The 22512-nt window shown below is 75.3% G+C and carries 19 protein-coding genes; 12 read left to right on the top strand and 7 right to left on the bottom strand.

Features of this window, described 5'->3' with window-relative positions; genetic code table 11:
* Positions 1-75 precede the first annotated feature (75 nt).
* Together FRAEUI1C_RS23090 and FRAEUI1C_RS23085 are read left to right on the top strand one after the other, a co-directional pair.
* Positions 76-891 (top strand): response regulator transcription factor, encoded by an 816-nt coding sequence (locus FRAEUI1C_RS23090; protein ID WP_232425094.1) that lies wholly within the window; start codon positions 76-78, stop codon positions 889-891.
* Entirely contained in the window at positions 884-2461 is a 1578-nt protein-coding gene (locus tag FRAEUI1C_RS23085; protein ID WP_013425766.1) for a sensor histidine kinase, read from the top strand. The genes FRAEUI1C_RS23090 and FRAEUI1C_RS23085 overlap by 8 nt, the downstream gene beginning before the upstream one ends.
* Positions 2462-2470: 9 nt before the next feature.
* On the opposite strand, the gene FRAEUI1C_RS23080 is transcribed toward FRAEUI1C_RS23085, so the two are convergent.
* The gene (locus FRAEUI1C_RS23080) at positions 2471-2716 is read right to left on the bottom strand and encodes a DUF2630 family protein (RefSeq protein ID WP_013425765.1); all 246 of its coding nucleotides are present in this window, start codon (positions 2714-2716) and stop codon (positions 2471-2473) included.
* Between the two features lie 53 nt (positions 2717-2769).
* Entirely contained in the window at positions 2770-3693 is a 924-nt protein-coding gene (locus FRAEUI1C_RS41250; protein ID WP_013425764.1) for a hypothetical protein, read from the bottom strand.
* Between the two features lie 151 nt (positions 3694-3844).
* On the opposite strand from FRAEUI1C_RS41250, the gene FRAEUI1C_RS23070 reads away from it, so the two are divergent.
* From FRAEUI1C_RS23070 to FRAEUI1C_RS23045, 7 genes are all read left to right on the top strand, one after another.
* On the top strand, positions 3845-4069 hold the full coding sequence (locus tag FRAEUI1C_RS23070; RefSeq protein WP_041259614.1) for a hypothetical protein: 225 nt from the start codon (positions 3845-3847) through the stop codon (positions 4067-4069).
* 156 nt (positions 4070-4225) lie between these two features.
* The gene (locus FRAEUI1C_RS23065; RefSeq protein ID WP_232425093.1) at positions 4226-5104 is read left to right on the top strand and encodes a serine hydrolase domain-containing protein; all 879 of its coding nucleotides are present in this window, start codon (positions 4226-4228) and stop codon (positions 5102-5104) included.
* A 123-nt stretch (positions 5105-5227) separates the two neighbouring features.
* A complete protein-coding gene (locus FRAEUI1C_RS41245) occupies positions 5228-5410 on the top strand; it encodes a hypothetical protein (protein WP_232425092.1) in 183 nt (60 codons plus the stop codon).
* A 163-nt stretch (positions 5411-5573) separates the two neighbouring features.
* The gene (locus FRAEUI1C_RS23060) at positions 5574-6089 is read left to right on the top strand and encodes a nuclear transport factor 2 family protein (RefSeq protein WP_013425762.1); all 516 of its coding nucleotides are present in this window, start codon (positions 5574-5576) and stop codon (positions 6087-6089) included.
* A 390-nt stretch (positions 6090-6479) separates the two neighbouring features.
* Positions 6480-7325: a GNAT family N-acetyltransferase gene (locus tag FRAEUI1C_RS23055; RefSeq protein WP_083819621.1), complete on the top strand. Its 846-nt coding sequence runs from the start codon at positions 6480-6482 to the stop codon at positions 7323-7325.
* Between the two features lie 90 nt (positions 7326-7415).
* A complete protein-coding gene (locus FRAEUI1C_RS23050) occupies positions 7416-9740 on the top strand; it encodes an FdhF/YdeP family oxidoreductase (protein WP_013425760.1) in 2325 nt (774 codons plus the stop codon).
* Positions 9741-9829: 89 nt separating this feature from the next.
* Entirely contained in the window at positions 9830-10384 is a 555-nt protein-coding gene (locus tag FRAEUI1C_RS23045; RefSeq protein WP_013425759.1) for a hypothetical protein, read from the top strand.
* 6 nt (positions 10385-10390) lie between these two features.
* On the opposite strand, the gene FRAEUI1C_RS36590 is transcribed toward FRAEUI1C_RS23045, so the two are convergent.
* The 5 genes from FRAEUI1C_RS36590 to FRAEUI1C_RS23020 all read right to left on the bottom strand — a co-directional run bounded on the left by FRAEUI1C_RS36590 (position 10391) and on the right by FRAEUI1C_RS23020 (position 16392).
* Positions 10391-13078 (bottom strand): ATP-binding protein, encoded by a 2688-nt coding sequence (locus FRAEUI1C_RS36590; RefSeq protein ID WP_013425758.1) that lies wholly within the window; start codon positions 13076-13078, stop codon positions 10391-10393.
* 54 nt (positions 13079-13132) lie between these two features.
* Positions 13133-13600 (bottom strand): hypothetical protein, encoded by a 468-nt coding sequence (locus FRAEUI1C_RS23035; RefSeq protein WP_013425757.1) that lies wholly within the window; start codon positions 13598-13600, stop codon positions 13133-13135.
* On the bottom strand, positions 13597-13878 hold the full coding sequence (locus FRAEUI1C_RS23030) for a hypothetical protein (RefSeq protein WP_013425756.1): 282 nt from the start codon (positions 13876-13878) through the stop codon (positions 13597-13599). Before FRAEUI1C_RS23030 ends, FRAEUI1C_RS23035 begins: the two co-directional genes overlap by 4 nt.
* 51 nt (positions 13879-13929) lie before the next feature.
* Positions 13930-15912, bottom strand: coding sequence for a S8 family serine peptidase (locus tag FRAEUI1C_RS23025; RefSeq protein WP_157735021.1), 1983 nt, complete (start codon positions 15910-15912; stop codon positions 13930-13932).
* A 78-nt stretch (positions 15913-15990) separates the two neighbouring features.
* Positions 15991-16392, bottom strand: coding sequence for a hypothetical protein (locus FRAEUI1C_RS23020; protein WP_013425754.1), 402 nt, complete (start codon positions 16390-16392; stop codon positions 15991-15993).
* 325 nt (positions 16393-16717) lie between these two features.
* On the opposite strand from FRAEUI1C_RS23020, the gene fabG reads away from it, so the two are divergent.
* From fabG to FRAEUI1C_RS23005, 3 genes are all read left to right on the top strand, one after another.
* On the top strand, positions 16718-17470 hold the full coding sequence (gene fabG, locus FRAEUI1C_RS23015) for a 3-oxoacyl-ACP reductase FabG (RefSeq protein ID WP_013425753.1): 753 nt from the start codon (positions 16718-16720) through the stop codon (positions 17468-17470).
* Positions 17471-17493: 23 nt separating this feature from the next.
* Entirely contained in the window at positions 17494-18906 is a 1413-nt protein-coding gene (gabT, locus tag FRAEUI1C_RS23010) for a 4-aminobutyrate--2-oxoglutarate transaminase (protein ID WP_013425752.1), read from the top strand.
* 126 nt (positions 18907-19032) lie between these two features.
* On the top strand, positions 19033-22467 hold the full coding sequence (locus FRAEUI1C_RS23005; protein WP_013425751.1) for an NAD-glutamate dehydrogenase domain-containing protein: 3435 nt from the start codon (positions 19033-19035) through the stop codon (positions 22465-22467).
* Positions 22468-22512 lie beyond the last annotated feature (45 nt).

The raw sequence follows: 22512 nt of genomic DNA, 5'->3' as shown, positions 1-22512 counted from the left end.
TCGAGGACGGTAAGGGATTGCCCGCGAGACCGACCGGGGCTCCGCGGGTGGCCGGTCCGGCCGCACACTGGACGCGTGGCAGCCCACCCCTCCGCTCCCGGCCAGCCGCCGTCCACGCCGACGGCCGCCTTACCGCCGGCACCGGCGGCGACGACCACCTCGTCCGCCCAGACCGCGCCGGCCGGGCCCGTCGCGGGGTCGGCGCCGCGCCAGCAGACCGGGCTTGTGCTGGTGGTCGAGGACGAGCCGCACATCAGCGACCTGATCCGGCTGTACCTGACCAGGGAGGGCTTCGGCGTCGAGGTCCGCCAGGACGGCGCCGCCGGGCTCACGGCGGCCCGCGAGCTCGCGCCGGTCGCGCTCGTCCTCGACGTCCGGCTGCCCGGCCTCGACGGGCGCGACGTGCTGCGCGCGCTGCGCGCCGAGGAGAACTGGACGCCGGTCCTGTTCGTGACCGCGCGCGACGACGAGGTCGACCGGATTCTCGGCCTGGAGCTCGGCGCCGACGACTACCTGGTCAAGCCGTTCTCCCCGCGCGAGCTGGTCGCCCGGCTGCGGGCCGTACTGCGCCGCGCCGGTCCGCAGGCGGCTCAGCCGGCGACGCGGACCCTGCGGGCCGGCGCCGTCGAGCTCGACCTCGACCGCCGCCAGGTGGCCGCCGCCGGGGTGCCGGTCGCGCTGACGGCCACCGAGTTCGACCTGCTCGCCGCGCTGCTGGCCCGCCCGGGGCTGGTCTACACCCGGGAGCGGCTGCTCTCCCAGGTGTGGGGCTACCACGCCGCGGCCGGGACCCGCACCGTCGACGTGCACGTCGCCCAGGTCCGCGCCAAGCTCGGCGACGTCTCCCCGATCCGGACCGTCCGCGGCGTCGGGTACACCGCCGATGCCTGACCTGGGTCGCCTTTCGCGGCGGCCGCGAAAGGCCTCGTCGCGGCGCGGGCGTGGGCTCGGGTCGCGCACGGCGCTGGTCACGACGGCGGTGGCGCTGCTGGCCGTGATCATCACCGGGGCCATCTTCCTGGGGCAGCTCGGCCGGGTCGGCGAGGCGCAGGCCCGCCGCGCGCTCGGGCGGCAGGCCGACCTGGTCGCCGACCTGGCCCGCAGGCCGGGCGCGCTGACCGGTCAGGCCCGCGACCCCGAGCTGCGCGCCGACGTCATCCGGGCGGTGGGCGCCCAGCAGATCAGCCTGCTGATGCTCGACCCCGACGGCCTGGCGACGCTCGCCGTCGGCCCAGGCGAGGGCCGGCGGGTGCCGGTGCTGACGGCGGGCACCCGGGCCCGGCTGGCCGGCACCAGCGAGAACACCGAGGTACGGACCGTCGCGGGCCGCCGGGTCCTCGTCTCCACCCGGCAGCTGTCCGGGGGGAACACGCTGCTGCTCATCCAGGACGTCTCCGCGGCCCGGGAGCTTACGGTGGCCGAGAGCCGCCGGCTGCTGATCGCGCTCGTGGTCGCCCTCACCGTGGCGACGGTCGCCGGACTGGTCCTCGCCCGCCGGCTCGCCCGGCCGCTGCGGGCGCTCGCCGGCGCCGCGCACGGGCTGGCCAGCGGTCGGCGCGACGTCGACGTCACCCTCGCCCTGCCCACCGGCGGACCGGTGGAGATCGCCGACGTCGCCGACGCGCTCGCCGGCCTGGCCACGGCGCTCGCGACGAGCGAGGCGCGGCAGCGGGAGTTCCTGCTCTCGGTCTCGCACGAGCTGCGGACCCCGCTGACCGCGATCCGCGGCTTCGCCGAGGCGCTCGCCGACGGCGTCACCCCAGGTCCCGAGGCCCCACACGCCGGCCGGGTGATCCTCGACGAGGCGCTGCGGCTGGACCGGCTGGTCCAGGACCTGCTCGACCTGGCCCGCCTCGACGCCGACGACTTCCGGGTCGACCTCGCGCCGGTCGACCTGGGCCGGGTCCTCGCCGACGCCGCCGACGTCTGGCGGCGCCGGTGCGCGGCCGAGGGCATCCCGCTGCGCGTCGAGGGGCCGCCACCGGGCCGGCCGGTCGTCGTCGTCGGTGACGCCGCCCGGCTGCGCCAGATCCTCGACGGGCTGGCCGAGAACGCCCTGCGGGTCGTGCCGACGGGAGCGCCGATCGTGCTCGCCGCCAGGGCAGAGCCGTCGCCGCTGGGTCTGGTCGGGGTGCTGGAGGTCGGGGTGCTGGAGGTTCGGGACGGCGGGCCGGGGCTGACGGCGGACGACTGCGCCGTCGCGTTCGACCGCTCGGCGCTCTACGAGCGCTACCGAGGCCTGCGCCCCGTCTCCACCGGCCTGGGGCTCGCGCTCGTCGGGCGGCTCGCGGCGCGGCTCGGTGGTTCGGCCCGGGCCGGCGCCGCCGCCGAGGGCGGGGCCGCGTTCAGCGTCCGGCTGCCGCTCGCCCCGCTCGGCGGCGACGAAGGCCCGGTGCACCGGCGGGCCACCGGGCCGCGCCGGGCGCTCGCCGTCGGCCCGTCCCGGGACGCGCCTCCCTGACGGCGGGGGCTACTGGACGTAGCCCTCGACCTGGGTGAGGGACGCCGGCTTCGCCTCGACGGGGTCCCGCCCGGCGGCGCGCAGGGCGTCCCGCCGGCGCAGCAGGTCCCAGCACTGGTCCAGGGACGCCTCGACGTGACGGAGGCGGGCCAGCTCCTCGTCCGGGTCGATCGCGCCCGCCGCCCGCTTGGCGCGCAGGTCATGCTCCTCGGCGACGAGAGCGTTGATCTGAGTGAATATCGCTTTGTCGTCCATGTCCTCAGCCAAGCACGCGCCGGCGGCCGCCGGCCAGACGGGCCCGTCGCGACTCAGTCGGGGATCTCGACGGCGATCTCGGCGCCGAGGCTGAACCCGGGCGTGAGCGGAAGGTCGTCGCCGCTCCAGAACCGGCCCGGGTCGTACCAGTTCGGCCGGCGGCCGGCGGGCAGCAGCCCCATCGCCTGGTAGGTGATCGCGACGACCTCGGCGCAGTAGGCGGTCTCGAGGGACGAGCCGCCCGCCGCGCCCAGGATCTCGGTGTCAGGCGGGCCGGTCACCGGCGGGTCGGCGGCCGGCGGCGCGGTGGCGTGCACCCGCCGTGACCGGCCGCGCCGCCGCGGCCAGCGACCGGCCCGGCCCACCGGCCCGGCGGTAACCGCGTCGTCCGGCCAACCCGGCCCGGGGCCCGGCCGCGCGGGATCGTCGGCTCTGGCGCCGTCGGTGCCGAGCTGCCAGGGGAACGCGGCGAACCAGGGTTCGGCCGCGGCCTCGTCCGGGAGCTGGTCGGCGTCCTCGTCGTCGGCGCCCGGCTGATGGCGCCGGATCGGCGCCCGGCCCAGCAGCCACCGGCCGGCGAGCTGGGCGGTCGACGGGAACGGGGTGCCGTCGAGCCGCGCGACGATCCGCAGTGCGGCGTCCTCCGCCTCCCGGGGCACCTCCGGTTCGAGCTGGCGCAGCCAGGCCCGCTGGTCGTACCGCTGGCCCCACTGCTCGACGGCGGCCCGCAGGTCGTGCAGCTGCACCCCGCGGTGGCGGCCGCCGGTCCACCGGTCGGGCAGCGACCGGCCGAGCTCGGCGTGCCAGATCATCGGTGGCATGTCGTCGAGGACGAGGGCCATGCCGACATGGTTGACGGGACTGTTCGTGAGCGTCTGGATCGCCCGGTCGGCCGCGGTACGGCCCCGGAACAGCCACAGGTCGCCGGTCCGGCTCGCTTCCACGGCCGCGTCCAGGCTGACGGGCATGGCGCACATAACGTCCAGACTAGGCCGACCTGGGCGATGCCTGGGGCGACTCGGCGAAGGCCCGGCCAGGCGACGGCGCCTGGCCGGACTTTTGGGCCGCGGACCCGGACTCGTCCCGGCATGCCCCCGCAAGACCGGCCGATTCGACTTAGCCTGAGGTATGCGCGTGTGGAAGGTGCTCGGACTGGCCGGAGTCGTCGGCGTCGCGGCGACGGGCGCGATGGTCGCCCGCGCCGAACGAGCCCGCCGGTCCTACACCCCGGACGAGATCCGCGAGCGGCTGCACAGCCGGCTCACGGGCGGCGACGCGCCGCCGGCACCGGACGGCACGTCGGCGGCGGCCAGCGCCGAGGACGCCCGCCGCGCCCGCCCCGACGCGTCCTAGGACCGGCACGGCCCGTCAGCCGCCCCGTCCGCACCCCGAGCCCTTGCATTCGCTGAACATTTCTCCTACCGGCGCCTGACCTTCGGGTGCCACGATCGGCGCACCCGTCGAGAGGTGCGTGCGTTGAGGTCTCCGTTACCCCGTCGGCCGCGCGGTGTGGTCGCGGCAGCTGTCGCCCTGGTAGCGCTGCTCGGCGCCGCCGCCTGCCAGGGCGGCGCGGTCGCGAGCACGCCACCCCCAGCCTCTGGCAGCCCGGCCTCCGGCACCCCAGGGCAGGCCCCGCACCAGCCGGGGGCCGACTGGGAGACCGTCGACCCGGCGTCCGTCGGTCTCAATCCGGGCGTCCTCGCCGACCTCGCGAAGACCGCCGAGACTGGCAAGTCGAACTGCCTGCTGGTGGTCCGCGACGGGAAGATCGCCGGCGAGTGGTACTTCCGGGGCACGAACGCGAACACCGAGCAGGACGTCTTCTCGGCGACGAAGTCGGTGACGAGCACCCTGACCGGCATCGCCCAGGATGACGGCGACCTGGCGATCACGCAGCCGGCGTCGACGTGGATCCCGGCCTGGCGGGGCACCCCGTCGGCGGCGGTCACGGTCCGCGACCTGCTGAGCAACGACTCCGGCCGCCAGTGGAGCGTCGGCCTCGACTACGGCCAGCTCATCAAGGCCAAGGACAAGACCGCGTTCGCCGTCGGCCTCGGCCAGGCCGAGGCGCCCGGCCAGGTCTGGGCCTACAACAACTCGGCGATCCAGACCCTGGACCAGGTGCTCCGGGGCGCGACCGGCCAGGACCCGGCGGCGTTCGCCCAGCAACGGCTGTTCACGCCACTCGGGATGACCCACACGTCGATGTCCCACGACGGCGCGGGCAACACCGAGATGTTCACCGGCGTGCACAGCACCTGCCGCGACCTGGCCCGGTTCGGGCAGCTGGCGCTCGACCACGGCACCTGGCACGGCAAGCAGATCGTCTCCACCGACTGGCTGCGCGCCGCGACCGGGACCTCGTCCACCCAGCTGAACGCCGCGTAAGGCTACCTGTGGTGGCTGAACCATGAGGGGCTGGTCGGCAACCCGCTGGTCGCCACCGACCTGTCCCAGGTCGGGAACCAGACCTCGAAGCAGGGCCGGCTCGTCGCCGGCGCCCCGGACGACATGTTCTGGGCGATCGGGCTGGGCAACCAGGTGGTCCAGGTCGACCCCGCGACCGACACCGTGGTCGTCAGGCTCGGCATCCCCGAGGCCGCGCCCAAACCGCCCACCTTCGGTCCCGGCGAGGCCAGCCGCGTCGTCACCCAGGCCATCACCGGCTCGCCGGGCGCGACCACCGGCGGATAGCCCCGCGAGTCGGGTCCACCGGCCGCGTCGCGTTCGAGAAAGGGCGGCAGTACGCTCCGGCCGGCCCCCGGATGGCGGGCCTGGTTTCTCGGGACGGCGTATCACACCCGCGCGGCGCGTGTGGCTGGCTGACTGCGCCGCGAAACGGCATAGGGGGATGCTGGTGGAGATCGGGGACCTCTGTGAGATCGAGGCGCTCAAGCAGCTCAAGGCGCGTTATCTGCGCCTCGTCGACGAGAAGAAATGGGACGAGTGGGCCGACGTTTTCACGCCCGATCTCGATGCGTGGATCGCGGACGTCCCGGACGAGCGGTTCCACACCCGTGAGCAGTTCATGGAGTTCATCTTCCGGGCCATCGGCGCGGGGCTGACCGTTCACCACGCCCACATGCCGGAAATCGAGATAACCGGGCCGCACACGGCGCGCGGAATCTGGGCGATGAACGACTACGTGCGGTTCGACGGCGCGGACGGAATGCTGGAGATCGCCGGAAGCGGCCATTACCACGAGGAATACCGCAAGTGCGACGACGGGCAGTGGCGCATCTGCCGGCTGCGGATCACCCGGCTGCTCGGGATGGTCGACGAGCTGGTCCGGCGCGGCGTCGTCGACCAGGCGGCCGTCACGATCCCCGACAGCCGCGCGGTCGGCGCCGACGAGAAGCTCGCGGATCGGTGAGCAGCCGACGCGAGCCCGGGCGGCGGCGCGCGGCCCTCGCCGGGAACGTGGCCGACCTGGTGATGGTTGCGCTGACCCAGTGGCGGTCGTGGCTGGCGCGACCAGCCAGACCCGCTCGCCGGGCCCCGGCGGCGAGCCCGCCGAAGCCGCGGACGCCGACCGCGCCGCCCGCGCGGGCGCCACGCGCGCAGCCCAGCGCGCCGCCCGCCAGGGCGCCGGGCGCGGGCCAGCGCCCGCTGCCCGTCTCCAGGGCGGGTACCGGGCGGGACGCCGGGTAGCGAGGACCGGCCGGCGTCGCGATCGTCCGCGCGGCGCCGGCCGTGGGCCGCGGGCCCTGGGCCCGGCCGAACCCGCCCCATAGAGTGGCCAACGGGGCTGGCGGACGGAGGGATGAGCGCGGTGACGGATGCCACCCGGGCGCGGGTGCACGACGACGGGCGCCAGCAGGGCGGCCAGGCCGGCGGCGACGACGTGCTGGACAACGTGATCTGGACGGCGCTGACCAGCCGGCAGGCGGGCTTCGCCGACCGACCCGGGCGGGTCGCGCGGGCCGGTCAGTTCCAGCCCGAGGTCGCGCCGTTCGCCGCGATGGCCGGTGGGCCGGGGGCGTGGGCCTGGGACGACCTGGCCGCCGTCGTCGGCCCGGGTGGGGTCGCGACGTTGTTCTTCGTCGAGGACGCACCGCCCGCCGGCTGGACCGTGCTGGACCGGATCGGGCTCGTCCAGATGGTCGCGACCGCGGACTTCGCCGACGCGCCCGAGCCCGCGGCCCGGCCGCTCGGCCCGGCCGACGTGCCCGCGATGATCGAGCTCGTGGAGCGCACCAAGCCGGGGCCGTTCCGGTCCCGCACCGTCGAGCTGGGCTCCTACCTCGGCGTCTTCGAGGGGGACGCGCTCGTCGCGATGGCGGGGGAGCGGCTGCGGGCGCCCGGCTACACCGAGATCAGCGCGGTCTGCACCGACCCGGCCCTGCGGGGCCAGGGCCTGGCCACCCGGCTGATGCGCGCGGTCGCCGCCGGGATCCGCGGCCGGGGCGAGACGCCGTTCCTGCACGCCTCCGCGCTGAACACCAACGCCATCCGGCTCTACGAGCACCTCGGCTTCGTCACCCGGACGGTCACCAACTTCCAGTTCGTCCAGGCGCCCGCTCTGCCCGAGCAGCGGCCCGCGGCGGACGACGGACCGGACTACGACGAGGAGGACGAGCCGTTCGTCCGCAGGGGCGAGTGCGGCTAGCCGGCCGCGGCCGGCGGGTACCCGTGGCGGGGGTCGGCGCGTAGCGTCCGAGAGGCGTCCGGACCGTCGCACCGGGCGGGGAGGTGCGCCGTGGCGCGCAAGGCACCGGTCGGAGACCCGGCGGACGACCCCAGGGCGGCGCACGAGCCCGCGACCTGGGCGGCCGGCGTCCCCGGGGTGGCCCACGCGCTGGCGCAGTCCTGGGCCCAGATGGGGGCGCGCCGCAGCCTGACGACGCTGCGCCTGCTCAACCAGGCCGACGGGTTCGACTGCCCCGGCTGCGCCTGGCCCGACCCGGACCCGGGGCACCGCGCCCACGCCGAGTTCTGCGAGAACGGCGCCAAGGCCGTCGCCGAGGAGGCGACGCTGCGCCGGGTCACCCCCGAGTTCTTCGCCGAGCACAGCCTGACCGACCTGGCCGGCCGGTCCGGCTACTGGCTCGGCCAGCAGGGCCGCCTCGTCGAGCCGATGCTGCGCCGGCCCGGGAGCGACCACTACGAGCCGGTGGGCTGGGACGAGGCGTTCGACCTGGTCGCCGCCGAGCTGACCGCCCTGGACAGCCCCGATGAGGCCGTCTTCTACACCTCCGGGCGGACCAGCAACGAGGCCGCGTTCCTCTACCAGCTGTTCGTCCGCGCCTACGGCACGAACAATCTCCCGGACTGCTCGAACATGTGCCACGAGTCCTCCGGCAGCGCGCTGACCGAGACGATCGGCATCGGCAAGGGCTCGGTGACCCTGGAGGACCTGGAGAACGCCGACCTTGTCCTCGTCGTCGGCCAGAACCCGGGCACCAACCACCCGCGGATGCTGACGTCACTGGAGAAGGTCAAGCGGCGCGGCGGGTCGGTCGTCGCCGTGAACCCGCTGCCCGAGGCGTCGCTGATGCGGTTTCGCAACCCGCAGAAGCCGTCCGGGATCGTCGGCGCCGGCACGGCGCTGGCCGACCAGTTCCTGCGGATCCGGGTCAACGGCGACCTCGCCCTGTTCCAGGCGCTGTCGCGCCGGCTGCTGGACGCCGAGGACGCGGCCCCGGGCACGGTGCTCGACCATGACTTCCTGGCCGCGCACACCACCGGGTTCGCCGCGTTCGCCGCCCACCTGCGGGCCCTGGACGAGGCCGACGTCGCCGCCTCGACGGGCCTGGCCGCCGCCGAGATCGACGAGCTGGCCGCCCGGGTGCTCGCCGCCGAGAAGATCATCGTCTGCTGGGCGATGGGCCTCACCCAGCACGCCAACGCCGTCGCGACCATCCGCGAGGTCGTCAACTTCCTGCTGCTGCGGGGCAACATCGGCCGGCCCGGCGCCGGCGTCTGCCCGGTGCGCGGGCATTCCAACGTCCAGGGTGACCGGACGATGGGCATCTGGGAGAAGATGCCCGACGCCTTCCTCGACCGGCTGGGCGCCGAGTTCGGCTTCGCGCCGCCGCGCCACCACGGGTACGACGTCGTCGACGCGATCCGGGCGATGCGCGACGGGCGGGCGCGGGTGTTCGTCGGCCTCGGCGGGAACTTCGTCTCCGCCACGCCGGACAGCGCCGTGACCGAGGCGGCGATCCGGTCCTGCCGGCTCACGGTCCAGATCTCGACCAAGCTCAACCGCTCGCACGCCGTCACCGGCGCGGCCGCGCTGATCCTGCCCACCCTCGGGCGCACCGAGCGTGACGTCCAGGCCGCCGGCCCGCAGGTGGTCACCGTCGAGGACTCGATGGGCTCCGTGCACGCCTCCCGGGGCACGCTCCCGCCCGCCGGCCCGAGGCTGCGGTCCGAGGCCTCGATCATCGCCGGCCTCGCGGCGGCGACGCTGTCCCGGCGCGGCCAGGCCACCGCCGGCCACCCGGACGTCGACTGGGCTGGGCTCTCCGGCGACTACCGCCGGATCCGGGCCCACATCGCGAACGTCGTCCCTGGCTTCGACGACTATGAGCGGAAGATCGCCGAGCCCGGCGGGTTCCTGCTGCCCCACCCGCCGCGCGACGCCCGCGAGTTCCGCACCCCGTCCGGCCGGGCGGTGCTCACGGTCAACGAGCTGACGGTGCTGCGGGTCCCGCCCGGCCACCTGCTGCTGCAGACGGTGCGCTCGCACGACCAGTACAACACCACGATCTACGGCCGCGACGACCGTTACCGCGGCATTCGCAACGCCCGCCGGGTGGTGCTGGTCAACCCCGAGGACCTGGCCAGCCGCGGCCTCGCCGACGGCGCCCAGGTCGACCTGGTCAGCATCTGGTCCGACGGCGTCGAACGGCGCGCGCCGGGCTTCCGCGTCGTCGCCTACCCCACCGCGCCCGGCTGCGCCGCCGCCTACTTCCCGGAGACCAACGTCCTGGTCCCGCTCGACTCGACCGCCGAACGCTCCAACACCCCGACGTCGAAGTCCCTGGTCGTCCGCCTCGAACCGCGCGGCGAGCCCTGAGCCGGCGGGTTCTGGCCAGTTTTGTAAACCCCGCCCGCGGCGGGCGCAGGCTGATCCGGTACCTGACGGATCAACGGCCGGAGGCAACCATGAGCCCGCACTCGATGGACGTCCACTCGAAAGATGTGCACAGCAAGGACGTCCATCCCAAGGACGTCCATCCCAAGGATGTCGCCGAGCTTCTCGCCCGGCCCGACATGGCCGCGCCGCTCCCGGGCGTGATTCTGGCCTGGGGGCCGCTCGCGATTCCCGTCCTGGTCCAGATACCGCCGGCGGCGGTGGTCGGTCTCGCGGTCCGGTCCGTCGAGGCGCTGACGGACGCTGGGGTGATCACGGTTGACCAGCGGGAGGACCTGCAGTCCCGGATCCGAGCGCTGGAGAACCTCGCCCAGGTCGGGGTGGGGACCGGCTCCTTCACCGTGCCCCCGGCGGGCGAGCCGATCCCGTCGGTGTACGAGCTGGTGTCGGCCACACTGCCCGACCCGAGCCTTTCGGGGTTCTGGAACGTGGTCGAGACAGCCGTCGTCGCGCTGGCGGGCGTGCTCGGGGACGCGGTGCTCCCCGGCGCCGGCGGCCCCCGGGCCGCGTTGCTCGCCGCGGTGGCCTGGCACGAGTGGGTCGACCCGGAACGCGGGCCGAACTAGGCCGCGCTACTCGACCGGCGCCAGCGTGCTGGGCGCCTCGGTGCCCAGCCGCGCCAGCTCGGCCCGGACGTCGGCCGCCTCGGGCACCCCGAGCCCGTCGAACAGGCCCAGCGCCTCCAGCCAGTGGCTTCGGGCGAGCGGGACGTCGGTGCCGGCCAGCGCGGCCCAGGCCAGCCCGTCGAGCGCCTTGGCCCGCTGGAACAGGTCGCCGGTGACGCCCGCCGCCTCGTACGCGGCGCGGTGGCTGGCGGCCCCGTCCGCGCCGGCCAGCCGCTCGGCCAGCCCGATGTCGTTGAGCGTGGCGGTCTCGACGTCGGCGTCGCCGGCGCCGCGGCCGAGCTCCAGCGCCGCGCGCAGGGTCTCCAGCGCCTTCGCGTGCGCGCCCTGGCGGGCCAGCACGACCCCGAGGCCGCGCCGGGCGTCGGCGAGCCCGGCGAGGTAGCCGACCTGGGCGCAGACCTCGATCCCCTGGCGGTAGCTCTCGACGGCGTCCGCGTAGCGCCCGCGCCGCTCGGCGACCTCGCCCAGGTTGGCCAGCGCGACGCCCATCCCGGCCCGGTTGCCCACCTCGGTGGCGATGGTGAGCGCCTCGCTCAGTGCCGCGTGGGCGGCTTCGTAGCGGCCGAGCCGCAGGCTGACCACACCGACGTTGTTCGCCACGCGGCCGAGCGCGACCCGCTGGCCGAGCGTCCGGTACAGCGCGTAGGCGTGCTCGTGGCGGGCGAGGGCGTCGGCGAACCGGCCGAGCTGCATCAGGGCGATGCCCCACCGGTTGGCCGCCGCGGCCTCACCCGGCCCGTCGCCGAGCTCCCGGTGCAGCTCGACCGCGCGCGCCAGCTCCTCGCCGGCCAGCTCGTTGCGGCCCTGGCGGACGTGCACCGCCGTCAGCGCGTCGAGCGCGGACGCGATGCCGGCGCGGTCGTCGAGCTCCTCGTAGAGCGCCATCGTGCGTTCGGCGGCGGCGAGCGACTCGGCCAGCGCCCCGGACCTGCGCAGCACGCCGGCCAGGCGGCGCAGCGCTCCGGCGAGCTCGGCCCGGTCGCCCCCGGGCCGCTGGGCGGTCTGGATCGCGGTGCGCTGCAGGGCGATCGCGTCGCCGTAGTAGCCGGACACCTCCAGGTAGGGGTGCAGCAGGGCGGCCAGCCGCAGGCAGTGCGACGGGCTGTCCTGGCCGGCCGACCGGGCGACCGCGAGCAGGGACTGCCGGTGCCGGTCGAGCCAGGTCCTGGCCTCGGCCGACCCCGCGTCGGCGAAAGCCGCCGCCGCTGCGCGCCCGGTGGCCCGCACGTGGTGGTCGAACAGCCGCTGGCGCGCGGCGTGCCGCTCGGCGGCCGGCCGGCGGGCGGCGAGCTCGACGACGTAGTCGCGCAGCAGGTCGTGCAGCCCGATCGCGTCGCCCCGCCGCTCGACCAGATGCGCGCGCAGCAGCTCGTCGACCGCCGCCGCGCCGGCCGCCGGCCCGGCTCCAAGCAGCGCGGCGGCCGCCGCCGTCTCCAGCTCCCGCGACGGGCTGAAGCCGAGCAGCTCGAACAACGTGCCGGCCTGCGGGCCGAGCCGTCGCCGCGACCACGAGAACACGCTGCGCACGCTGGTGCGCTCGTCGCCGCCGGCGTCCAACAGGTCGAGCCGGGCCGCGCGGCCCTCGAAGCGGGCCACCTGCTCGGCCAGCTCCCAGTCCGGGTCGCGGGTGACGACCTCGGCGGCGACGCGCAGCGCGAGCGGCAGGTACGCGCACCGGCGCGCCAGCTCGGCTACCGCGTCGGGCCGCGCGGCGGCCGGCTTGCCGATGAGCTGGGCGAGCAACGTCGTCGCGTCGTCCTCGTCCAGCCGGCGCAGCCCGATCCGCTGGGCGCCCGCCCGGGTGACCAGCGACGGGAGGCCGTCGCGGCTGGTGACGACGACGAAGCACGAGGCGGCCCCCGGCAGCAGCGGCGCCACCTGGTCGGCCGAGTGGGCGTTGTCGAGGACGAGGAGCAGGCGCCGGCCGGCCAGCAGCGAGCGCAGCAGGGCGGAGCGGTCGGCCAGCTCACGGGGTACCGCCGCGGCGGCCACCCCGAGGCGGCGCAGCACCGACTCGGCCGCCGCGGCCGGCGTCCTGGCCCGGCTCACGTCGTAGCCGCGCAGGTCCAGGTAGAGCTGGCCGTCCGGATGCCGGCCCGCGACCGTGTGGCTCCACGCGACCGCGAGGCAGGTCTTGCCCACCCCCGCCGGCCCGGTGATCAGCACGACGCCCGGCCCGGTGCCGGCCTGGGCGGCCTCGAACGCGTCATCCAGGCGGGCCAGGTCCGCGGCGCGGCCGACGACCGGGACGATCGGCGCGGGCAGCTCACGGGGCGCGGCGAACCGCTCCCGCTGGTCGGGCTCCGCCGGCGCCGGCCCCGACGCCGTCGAGGCCGCCGGGGCTGGCACGGAGGTGGTCGGTCCGAGGTCGGTGTCCGCCGCGCTCGCGGCGAGCCAGAGCTCCCGGAAACCCTCCACGTCGCCGTCGAGCGCTTCGACGATGAGTTCCAGCAGGCCCCAGCGGGGTAGTCGCGGCTCGCTGAACGCGACCGAGACGGTCGTGTGGCTGCAGCCGACCTCGGCGGCGATCCGGCGCAGGCTGGGCCAGCCGGCGCGGTGGTGTAACTCGTGCAGCGCGCCGAACAGGTCGGCGACCGGCCCCGGCGGAAGCGGTGGCTGGGGCAACGGACTCACGCGGTTCTCCCCCGAGTACTGGAGATCCCAGTATCACGCGGTGCGCTGCCGCCGTCACCCTCGCGGATCGTCGGCCACCCGACCGTCCGGCTGGTCCGCGCGGGTGTGCACGACCTTCGGGCAGGACCGGCACGCGGCCACCCCGTTCTGCGACCACCAGCGGCAGGTGGCCCGGATCGCGCAGGGCGGCGGCGCGGCCGCGGCCCCCGGCCCGACGGCGGCCTGCGGCTGCCCGGCGACGAGGTCCCCGATCCGGCACCGGTCCCCGTGCCACTGGTGACACTGGGAGGTGACGCACGGGCCGGCGAAACGCAGCCGGGCCTCAGGCACCCGGTCGGCGGCCCGCGCGCTGGCGACGAACGCCTCGTCGATCGGCAGCGGAGGCCAGACCCCCGCGGTCGTGCCGTCCGGGCGCACGATGCCGATCAACAGATGGCCGGGCTCGCACGAGCTGCTCGGGCACGTCGCCGGCCGCGGGGGGTTGGAAGTCGCAGGGTCGGCGGTCGCAGGGTCGGTGGTCACAGGTCGGTCGCCAGGATCGGCGTCCCGGGGTCGATCGTGCCGTCGGGGCCCTCCTTGAACCACCAGCCGAGCAGCTGCGGGATCTGCAGCCCGAGCGACGGGTCCAGGCCGGGGTCGAGCTCGAAGGGCTCCAACGGGACCGGGAACTGCCTGGGCGCGAGGTCGGTCTGAGCCAGCTCGGCCAGCACGGCGGAGCGGATGCCGACGCGGATCCTCATCATGACCTCGTCCGGAAGGTCGCCCTGCACGACGACCCGGACCCCGGTTGCCTCGTTCATGTCCAGTCTCCTTCTTCTTATGATCGTGGGTTGTCGTCGGTGGATCGCTGGTCAGCTCAGGTCGCCGGCGGCGACGAGCGCGTAGCCCTGGCCCGGGTCGCCGACGTTGACGGCGACCCCGGAGACGACGACGGTCCAGCGCCCGGCGGCCGGAGCGCGCACGAGGACGCGGCGCACGTTGTTCAGCCGGTCGGTGGCGTCCCCGGGGACGGAGAAGCCGCCCGCGAACACGTTCGCCCGCAGCGCCGGCCCGCCGTCCGGCGGCAGCGCCGTCAGCTCCAGGACGTTGACGGCCGCGACCGGTGCCCCGGCCGCGCCTGGCGGCTCGGTCCAGACCAGCGTGATCGTCAACGGCTCGCCCGGCCCGGCCACGTCGACCGGGTGCTCGGTGCTTTCCCCGGTGGCGATCCCGTCGGCGTTGCGCCGGTCCCAGACCCGCGGCCGGCGGCCCGACCCCGGGAGGGCCAGGACGTTCTCCAGCCGGACCCGCCCCCAGCCCGTCGTGTCGCTCGGGTAGGTGGCCGGGCTGGTGAGGTCGACGCAGCCGGCCAGCAGGGTCGCCTTGAGCAGGGCGCCCGAGGGCACCAGGGCGTCGGGTGGCGACGGCGTCCCGCTCGGGTGGTAGCCGTCGACGTAGTACTGCCGGGCCAGCGCGGCGAGCCCGGCGACGGCCGGCGTCGCCCAGCTCGTCGCGCAGATCGGCCCGGCCGAGCCGAACACGACGCGGTCGAGCTTCACGGCGCAGCCGGAGCCGACCGCGGCGGACCTGATCGAGCAGCCGGGCGCGACGAGCTCCGGCTTGTGCCGGCCGTCCTCGCTCGGCCCGGTCGTGCCGTCGCCGAAGCCGTCCAGGGCGCCACCCCGGGAGGCGGACACCGACAGGGCGTTCTTCGCCGTGCCGGGCGGCCCCATCGCCTCGCCCGTGTTGCCGGACGAGCCGAGGATGAGGTGGTCCTCGTTGTGCCAGGCGAAGGCGTCGAGGTCGGCGGCGAGCTGGTTGTACTGCGGCGTCGGCTCGTCGTGCCAGCTGTTCGTGTGCACGCGGGCACCGTCGGCCGCGGCCGCGCCGAGGTAGCCGAGCACCCCGGTGCTCTCGATGTCGTCGGCGTTGCCAAAGGTCAGCCGCGCCGCCCAGGCCACCCCGCGGTCGGGATGCCCGCCGGGCGCCGCCGGATCGTCCCCGGCCGCGATCCCGGCGACGAACGTGCCGTGCCGCCCCGGCGGGCCGCCCGCGGCGTCCCGGAACCCGACGACCTTGCGGTGCAGCGGGCCGACCGGGTTCGCGGCGTCGGCGAAGAAGCAGTGGCCCAGGTCGACGGGACTGTCCATCATCCCGATGATCTGGCCCTCGCCGTGCAGTCCCGCGTCCCACAGGGGAGCGGCCCAGCCCCGGGCGAGCTCGACGGGAACGGCCGCCGGGCCGGGCAAGGCGGGCGTCTCGGTCGCGTCGTGCTTCGCCTCGCCGACCTCGTCCAGCCAGCGGATGTCGTCGATGGTGGCCAGCGCGGCCAGGTCGTCGCTCGCCATGGTGAAACGGATCTTCACCGCCCCACCGTGGGCGCGTTCGTCGAGGACGACCGCGTCGCCCCCGCCGTGCTCGCGCACCGCGGCGAGCGCCGTGTCCGGGTCCGCGTCCCCGAAGAGCACCGCCTCCAGCCGAGGCCCGGTCCGGCCGCGGGCCGCGTCGGTGCGGAACGTCCGCGTGCCGATCCCGGTGGACAGCCGGAACGCGGGCGCGAACGGCGTCACCGCGCGGACCAGCGGGTCCGCGGCCACCCGCGCGACCGACGCGGCCGGGATCGACTCGACGTAGGCCAGCTCGGGCAGATAGTCGGTCAGCGCCAGGCCGAGCTCGTCGCGCAGCCGGTCGCGCTCGGCTCGCCGCAACGGCTGGTGCACCTGGACGATCAGTCGTACGCCGGCCCCGGCGGCCCCCCCGAAGGCGTCGTCGGGAACAGGCGCCGGTGGCCCGGCGACGGGATCGAAGGTGTGGCCGTTGACAGTGACCGTCAGCGGCCTCGACGGCTCGGTCATGGTTCCCCCGCGGGTGGCAGGCCGCGCGGCCAGGCGGTTCGCGCCGCCCGGCCGAGCGGGCATCGGCTCAGATCCTGATCATCCGCCGGCGTTGACGACGACCGGCGGGGGCGGGGGCGTACCGGCGTCCTCGCCGGCGACGTAGGAGATGATCATCCCGCCCACGACGGTCACGACGATGACCGCGATCGCGATCGCGACCGGGTTGTCCTTGTGGGCGTCGAGGGCGTGATCGAGGCCCTGGAGGAAGGCGCTCACGTCGCTGGTGGCCTTCGGCGCACCCGCCGGCGCGGTGGCGCCCACCTGCCCGATCGCGCGCTCGAAGACCAGGTCCTCCAGGAACTCCTCGACGGACCGCTTCCAACCGGCGGCCTGCAGCGGGTCCGAGCCCTCGAACGGACGGCTGCGGATGAGGAAGGCCGCGCGCTGGACCAGCTCGTGCGCCTGCTCGGTGGTGATCTCGTCGGTCAGGGTTGACATCGGGCCCCTCCCAGGGACTGTCTCGGACGGCCGCTCGGCCGCCTGACATCAACCCTCCGGCACCCTGGCCGGCCTTTACGGAACCTGACACAACCGGCCAGGGGCCGCGGACGCCGCGCCTGTCGCCACCGCGTCAAGCGCGCTGGCACGTGAGATCCGCCGTCTCGGGGCGACCCCGGACCGGCGGGTTCGGCAGTATGACGGCGACGACACGTAGCGGGCCGGCCGCGGGGGAACCGGCCGCGACCCGCTGCATCATCTGCATGAGCTGCATCATCTGGACATCAGTGGCCGTGAGCCGGCCGGAGGACGGGAGAACGTCAGCATGACCGAACGGGTGGCGATCGTGACGGGGGCGGCGCGTGGCCTGGGCGCGGCCATCGCCCAGCGACTGGCGCAGGACGGCCTGGCCGTCGCGGTGCTCGACCTCGAGGAGCAGGCCACCAAGCCGGTCGTCGACCAGATCGTCGCGGCCGGTGGCAAGGCGATCGGTGTCGGCGCGGACGTGAGCGACGCGGCGGCCGTCGAGGCGGCGGTCGCGAAGGTGGTGGCCGAGCTCGGCCCGCCGACCGTCCTGATCAACAACGCCGGCATCACCCGCGACAACCTCATCTTCAAGATGTCGGAGTCCGACTGGGACCAGGTCATGGGCGTGCACCTGCGCGGCGCGTTCCTGATGACCAAGGCGACGCAGAAGTACATGGTCGAGGCCAAGTTCGGCCGGGTGGTCAACCTGTCCAGCACCTCGGCGCTCGGCAACCGCGGCCAGGTCAACTACTCCGCGGCCAAGGCCGGCCTGCAGGGCTTCACCAAGACCCTCGCGGTCGAGCTCGGCAAGTTCGGCGTGACCGCGAACGCGATCGCCCCGGGCCTCATCGAGTCCGAGATGACCCACAAGACCGCCGAGCGCCTGGGCGAGACGTGGGAGCACTACGAGGCCCGCCGCGCCAAGGAGATCCCGGTCGCCCGGGTCGGCCAGCCGGCCGACATCGCCCACGCGGCGTCGTTCTTCGTCAGCGAGGGCGCCGGCTTCGTCACCGGCCAGGTCCTGTACGTCGCCGGCGGCCCGCGCGCCTGAGCCGGGCGGCCTACCGTAGAGGAATGACGACGACCGCCGGCCCGTCGACGCCGGTCTCCGCAGTGTTGGCCGCGACGGGGGAGACCCCCGGCCCGCGCGCGGTGACCGGCGGGCCGGGCCTGCCACAGCGGCGTCAGCTGGTCACCGAGCTCCCGGGGCCCCGGTCCCGGGAGCTGCTGGCCCGCCGGGAGGCCGCGGTCGCCCGGGGCGTCTCGATCACCTTCCCGGTGTTCGTCGTGGCGGCCGGCGGCGGCATCCTGGTCGACGTCGACGGCAACGCGCTGATCGACCTCGGCTCCGGTATCGCCGTGACGACCGTCGGCAACAGCGCCCCGGCCGTCGTCGACAACGTGATTCGCCAGGTCCAGGCGTTCACCCACACCTGCTTCATGATCACGCCCTATGAGGGCTACGTCGCGGTCTGTGAGCAGCTGGCCCGGCTCACGCCCGGCGACCACGAGAAGCGCTCCGCGCTGTTCAACTCCGGCGCCGAGGCCGTCGAGAACGCCGTCAAGATCGCCCGCATCCACACCGGGCGGCAGGCCGTCGTCGTGTTCGACCACGCCTACCACGGCCGCACCAACCTGACGATGGCCCTGACGGCGAAGAACCACCCCTACAAGAACGGGTTCGGCCCGTTCGCCCCGGAGATCTACCGCGTCCCGCTGTCGTACCCGTACCGCGACGGGCTGTCCGGGGCCGAGGCGGCGGCCAGGGCGATCCGCGTCATCGAGAGCCAGATCGGCGCCCACAACGTCGCGGCGGTCCTCATCGAGCCGATCCAGGGCGAGGGCGGCTTCGTCGTCCCGGCCGAGGGTTTCCTGCCCGCGCTGGCGGCCTGGTCGAAGGCGGCCGGCGCGGTCTTCGTCGCCGACGAGGTGCAGACCGGGTTCGCCCGCACCGGGGCGATGTTCGGCTGCGAGCACGAGGGCGTCGTCCCCGACCTGATCGCCACCGCCAAGGGCATCGCCGGCGGGCTGCCGCTGTCCGCCGTGACCGGCCGGGCCGAGATCATGGACTCGGCGCACCCCGGCGGCCTCGGCGGGACCTACGGCGGCAACCCGCTGGCCTGCGCCGCCGCCCTCGGCGCCATCGAGACCATCGAGCGCGACGGGCTCGTCGAGCGGGCCCGTGCCATCGGCGCGCGGGTGCTGCCGAGGCTGCGGGCCGTCGCCGCGCGGGTCCCGGCCCTCGGCGACGTGCGCGGCCGGGGCGCCATGCTCGCCGTCGAGATCGTCGACCCCGCCACCGGCCGGCCCGACGGCGCCGCGGCCGGCGCGGTCGCCCGCCGCTGCCACGCCGAGGGCGTCGTCGTGCTCACCTGCGGCACCGACGGCAACGTCCTGCGCCTGCTGCCGCCGCTCGCCATCGGCGACGAACTGCTGGACGACGGCCTCGCCGTCCTCGTCACAGCCCTGGAGTCCCTCGCCGGTTGACGGGCCGCGAGGCCCGGGGAGGAACTGAGCGGTGCGGGGCGTTCTACGGTCGAAGGCATACGGACGACCTGCGGCGTGGAGCGGTCGGGCCGTCAGCACTACGCGCGGAGCCGGTGAGCTGTGAACATGGGTGGCAGTGTGGCCACGGAGGCCGTCACGAAGGCCGATACAGGGGTCCTTGCAGGGACCGTCGGGAGCGGCGGTGCCGGGGCGGCCCCGCTCGTCAGGTTCGTCGACGACGACACGGCCGCGGCGGGCACCACGCGGTGCGTGCTGACCTGGCCACCGGACTCCGGGCGCCCGCCGCTGGCCGCGGTGGTCGACGTGTTCGGCCGCCTCGGTGTGGAGGTGCTCGACCACGGCCGCCCGGCGGTCTCGGGCCTGGGCGGGCCCGCCCAGGAGCGGGACGAGTACCTGCTGCGGCTGCCCGACGTCGCCGGCGCCGATCCGGACCGGCCGGCGCGGCGGACCCTCGACGCGTTCGGGCAGCTGTTCGTGGCGGTCTGGGCGGGGCAGGCGGAGCTGGACGGTTTCACCAGGCTGGCGCTGACGGCCGGGCTGCCCTGGCGGGAGGTCGCCGTCATCCGCGCCGCCTGGCGGTTCCTGCACCAGACCGGCGTCACGCTCAGCCATGGCTACGCGGAGCGGACGGTGCTCGCGCACCCGGCGTTCGCGCAGGCCCTGCTGGAGTACTTCCGAGCCCGGTTCGACCCGGACCGCGATCCGGCCGGCCGAGAGCCGGCGGCCCAACAGGCCTCGGCCACGCTCGACGACCTGCTCGGGAACATCGCCAGCCTGGACGAGGACCGGATTCTGCGCGGGCTGCGCGACGTGCTCGCCGCCGTCGTGCGCACCAGCTTCTACCAGCGAGACGAGAACGGCGCGCCTCGTCGCGCGCTGGCGCTGAAGATCGCTTCCAGCCGGCTCGCGCTGCTGGCGCCGCCGCGGCCGTGGGTCGAGGTCTTCGTGACGTCACCCGAGGTCGAGGGCGTGCACCTGCGCGGCGGCCGGGTCGCCCGCGGCGGCCTGCGGTTCTCCGACCGGCCCGAGGACTACCGGACCGAGGTCCATGGCCTGTTCCGCGCGCAGGTCACCAAGAACGTGGTGATCGTGCCCGACGGGGCCAAGGGCGCGTTCGTCCTGCACTCCCAGGCGCTTCCCGGCCAGGCCACCGGTAGTGGGCGGCCGGACCCGGCACGGGTGCGGGCGGCCTACCGGACCTTCGTCTCGGCGCTGCTCGACGTCACCGACAACCTGGTCGCAGGCAAGCCCGTCGGCCCGGCGCGGACCGTCGTCTACGACGAGCCCGACCCCTACCTGGTCGTCGCCGCGGACAAGGGCACCGCGTCCTTCTCCGACCTGGCGAACGAGATCGCCGCCGAGCACGGCTACTGGCTGGGGGACGCGTTCGCCTCCGGCGGGTCGGTCGGCTACGACCACAAGGCGATGGGGATCACGGCCCGAGGCGCCTGGGAATCGGCCCGCCAGCACCTGCGTGAGCTCGGCGTCGACGCCGAGAGCGACCCGTTCACCGTCGTCGGGGTCGGCGACATGTCCGGCGACGTCTTCGGCAACGGGATGCTGCGCTCGCGCTCGATGCGGCTGGTGGGCGCGTTCGACCACCGCCACGTCTTCGTCGATCCCGACCCGGACCCGGCGGCGTCGTTCGCCGAGCGCCAGCGGCTCTATGACCAGCCTGGCTCGTCCTGGGCCGACTACGACCCGAAGGTCCTCTCGGCCGGCGGCGGCGTGTTCCGCCGCGACGCCAGGCGGGTCGAGCTGTCCGCGCGGGCGCGCGAGGTCCTCGGCCTGCCCGCGGCCACGGCGGGCGACGACGGCGGGATCTCGCCGGTCGAGCTGATCCGCGCCCTGCTGCGCGCTCCCGTCGACCTGCTCTACAACGGCGGCATCGGCACCTACGTCAAGGCGAGCACCGAGAGCCAGGACGACGCCGCCGACCACGCGAACGACCCCGTCCGCGTCGACGCCGCCGAGCTGCGGGCGAAGGTCGTGGTCGAGGGCGGGAACCTCGGCGTCACCCAGGCCGGCCGGGTCGAGGCCGCCCACCACGGGGTGCGGATCAACACCGACTTCCTGGACAACTCGGCCGGGGTGGACACCTCGGACCACGAGGTCAACCTGAAGATCCTGCTCGCCGGCGCGGTGGACGACGGCGAGCTGACCAGGACCGACCGCGACGAGCTGCTGCGGTCGCTGACCGCGGACGTCGCCGCCGCGGTGCTCGACGACAGCGCGCAGCAGGCGGTCGCGGTGAGCCTGTCGAGCACCTACGCGTCCTTCTACCTGGACCGGCACCGGCGGCTGCTGCGCAACCTGGAGGCCCGGTCCGGGCTGGTCCGGTCGCTGGAGCACCTCCCCTCCGAGGCCCGGCTGGAGGAGCTGCGCGCCGCCGGGGCAGGGCTGACCCGCCCGGAGCTCGCGGTGCTCCAGGCGAAGGCGAAGACGCTGGTCCGCCAGGAGCTGCTCGACTCGACGCTGCCCGACGAGCCGGCGCTCGACGTGGTCGCGCAGCGCTACTTCCCGCCGGCCGTGCGGTCCCGGTTCGCCCGGCGGATCAGCACCCACCCGCTGGTCCGCGAGATCATCGCGACCCACCTGGCGAACGAGCTGGTGAACCGGCTGGGACCGGGCTTCGTGTTCCGCCTGGAGGAGCAGGTGGGCGTGGCGACAGCGGACGCCGTCCGGGCGTGCGCGGCCGCGGTCGTGCTGTTCGGGCTCGACGAGCTGTGGTCCGACCTCGACCGGCGCGGCCGGGCCCTGCCGGCCGCCGAGGAACTGGCGGCCCGGCGGGCTGCCCGTGACTTCCACGAGTTGGCGACGGAGTGGCTGCTGCGCCACGCCCGCGGCCGGGAGGGCACCGCGACGGCCACCCGGCGGCTGCGGGCCAGCGCCGCGGACCTGGCCGCGTCCTTCGGCGTCAGCGCCGGAGAGGACCTGATAGCCCGCATCGTCGGGCTCGGGCAGCTCGGCACGGCCCTGGACCTGCTCGTCACCACGCCGACGCCCGCGCCCGGGCCGATCGAGGACGCGGCCGGCGTGCACGCCGCACTCGGAGAGCGGCTGGGTCTCGCCGGCCTCTACGACCGCCTCGACGACGTGGCCGGGGACCCGCACTGGAACCTGGGCGCGAAGGCCGCGCTGCGCGCGCAGCTCACCGAGCTGTGGGCGATTCTCGACTGGCAGGTCATCGCGACGACCCGGGCCGACGCCGTGACGGGGGTGGACCCGTCGGACCCGCCGACCGAGGACGCGGCGGACTGGCTGGCCGAGGGGCCGCGCGCGATCACGGCCCGCTGGCTCGACGCCCGCCGCGCCGCCGTCGGGCCATTGCGGGCGGTCCTCGCCGAGCTGGCCGGCGCGCCGCCGTCGGGCGAGCCCCGCCGGCGCCTGACCCGGGCCGCCGAGGCGACGCAGCCGCAGGTTGGCACCGGGCCGATCGACATCGCCGCGGCGACCGTCGCCCTGCACGAACTGCGAGTCCTGGTCGAACGCGCGCAGTTCGACCCCGCCGGGGTCGGCCCCCGCCTGCGTGACCGCTGACCGGACCGGCCGGGCCACTATGGGCCTATGAACCGGGTGCAGAGT

The organism is Pseudofrankia inefficax, from assembly GCF_000166135.1.
Lineage (GTDB): Bacteria > Actinomycetota > Actinomycetes > Frankiales > Frankiaceae > Pseudofrankia > Pseudofrankia inefficax.
This window is presented reverse-complemented; position numbering and strand designations above follow the sequence as displayed.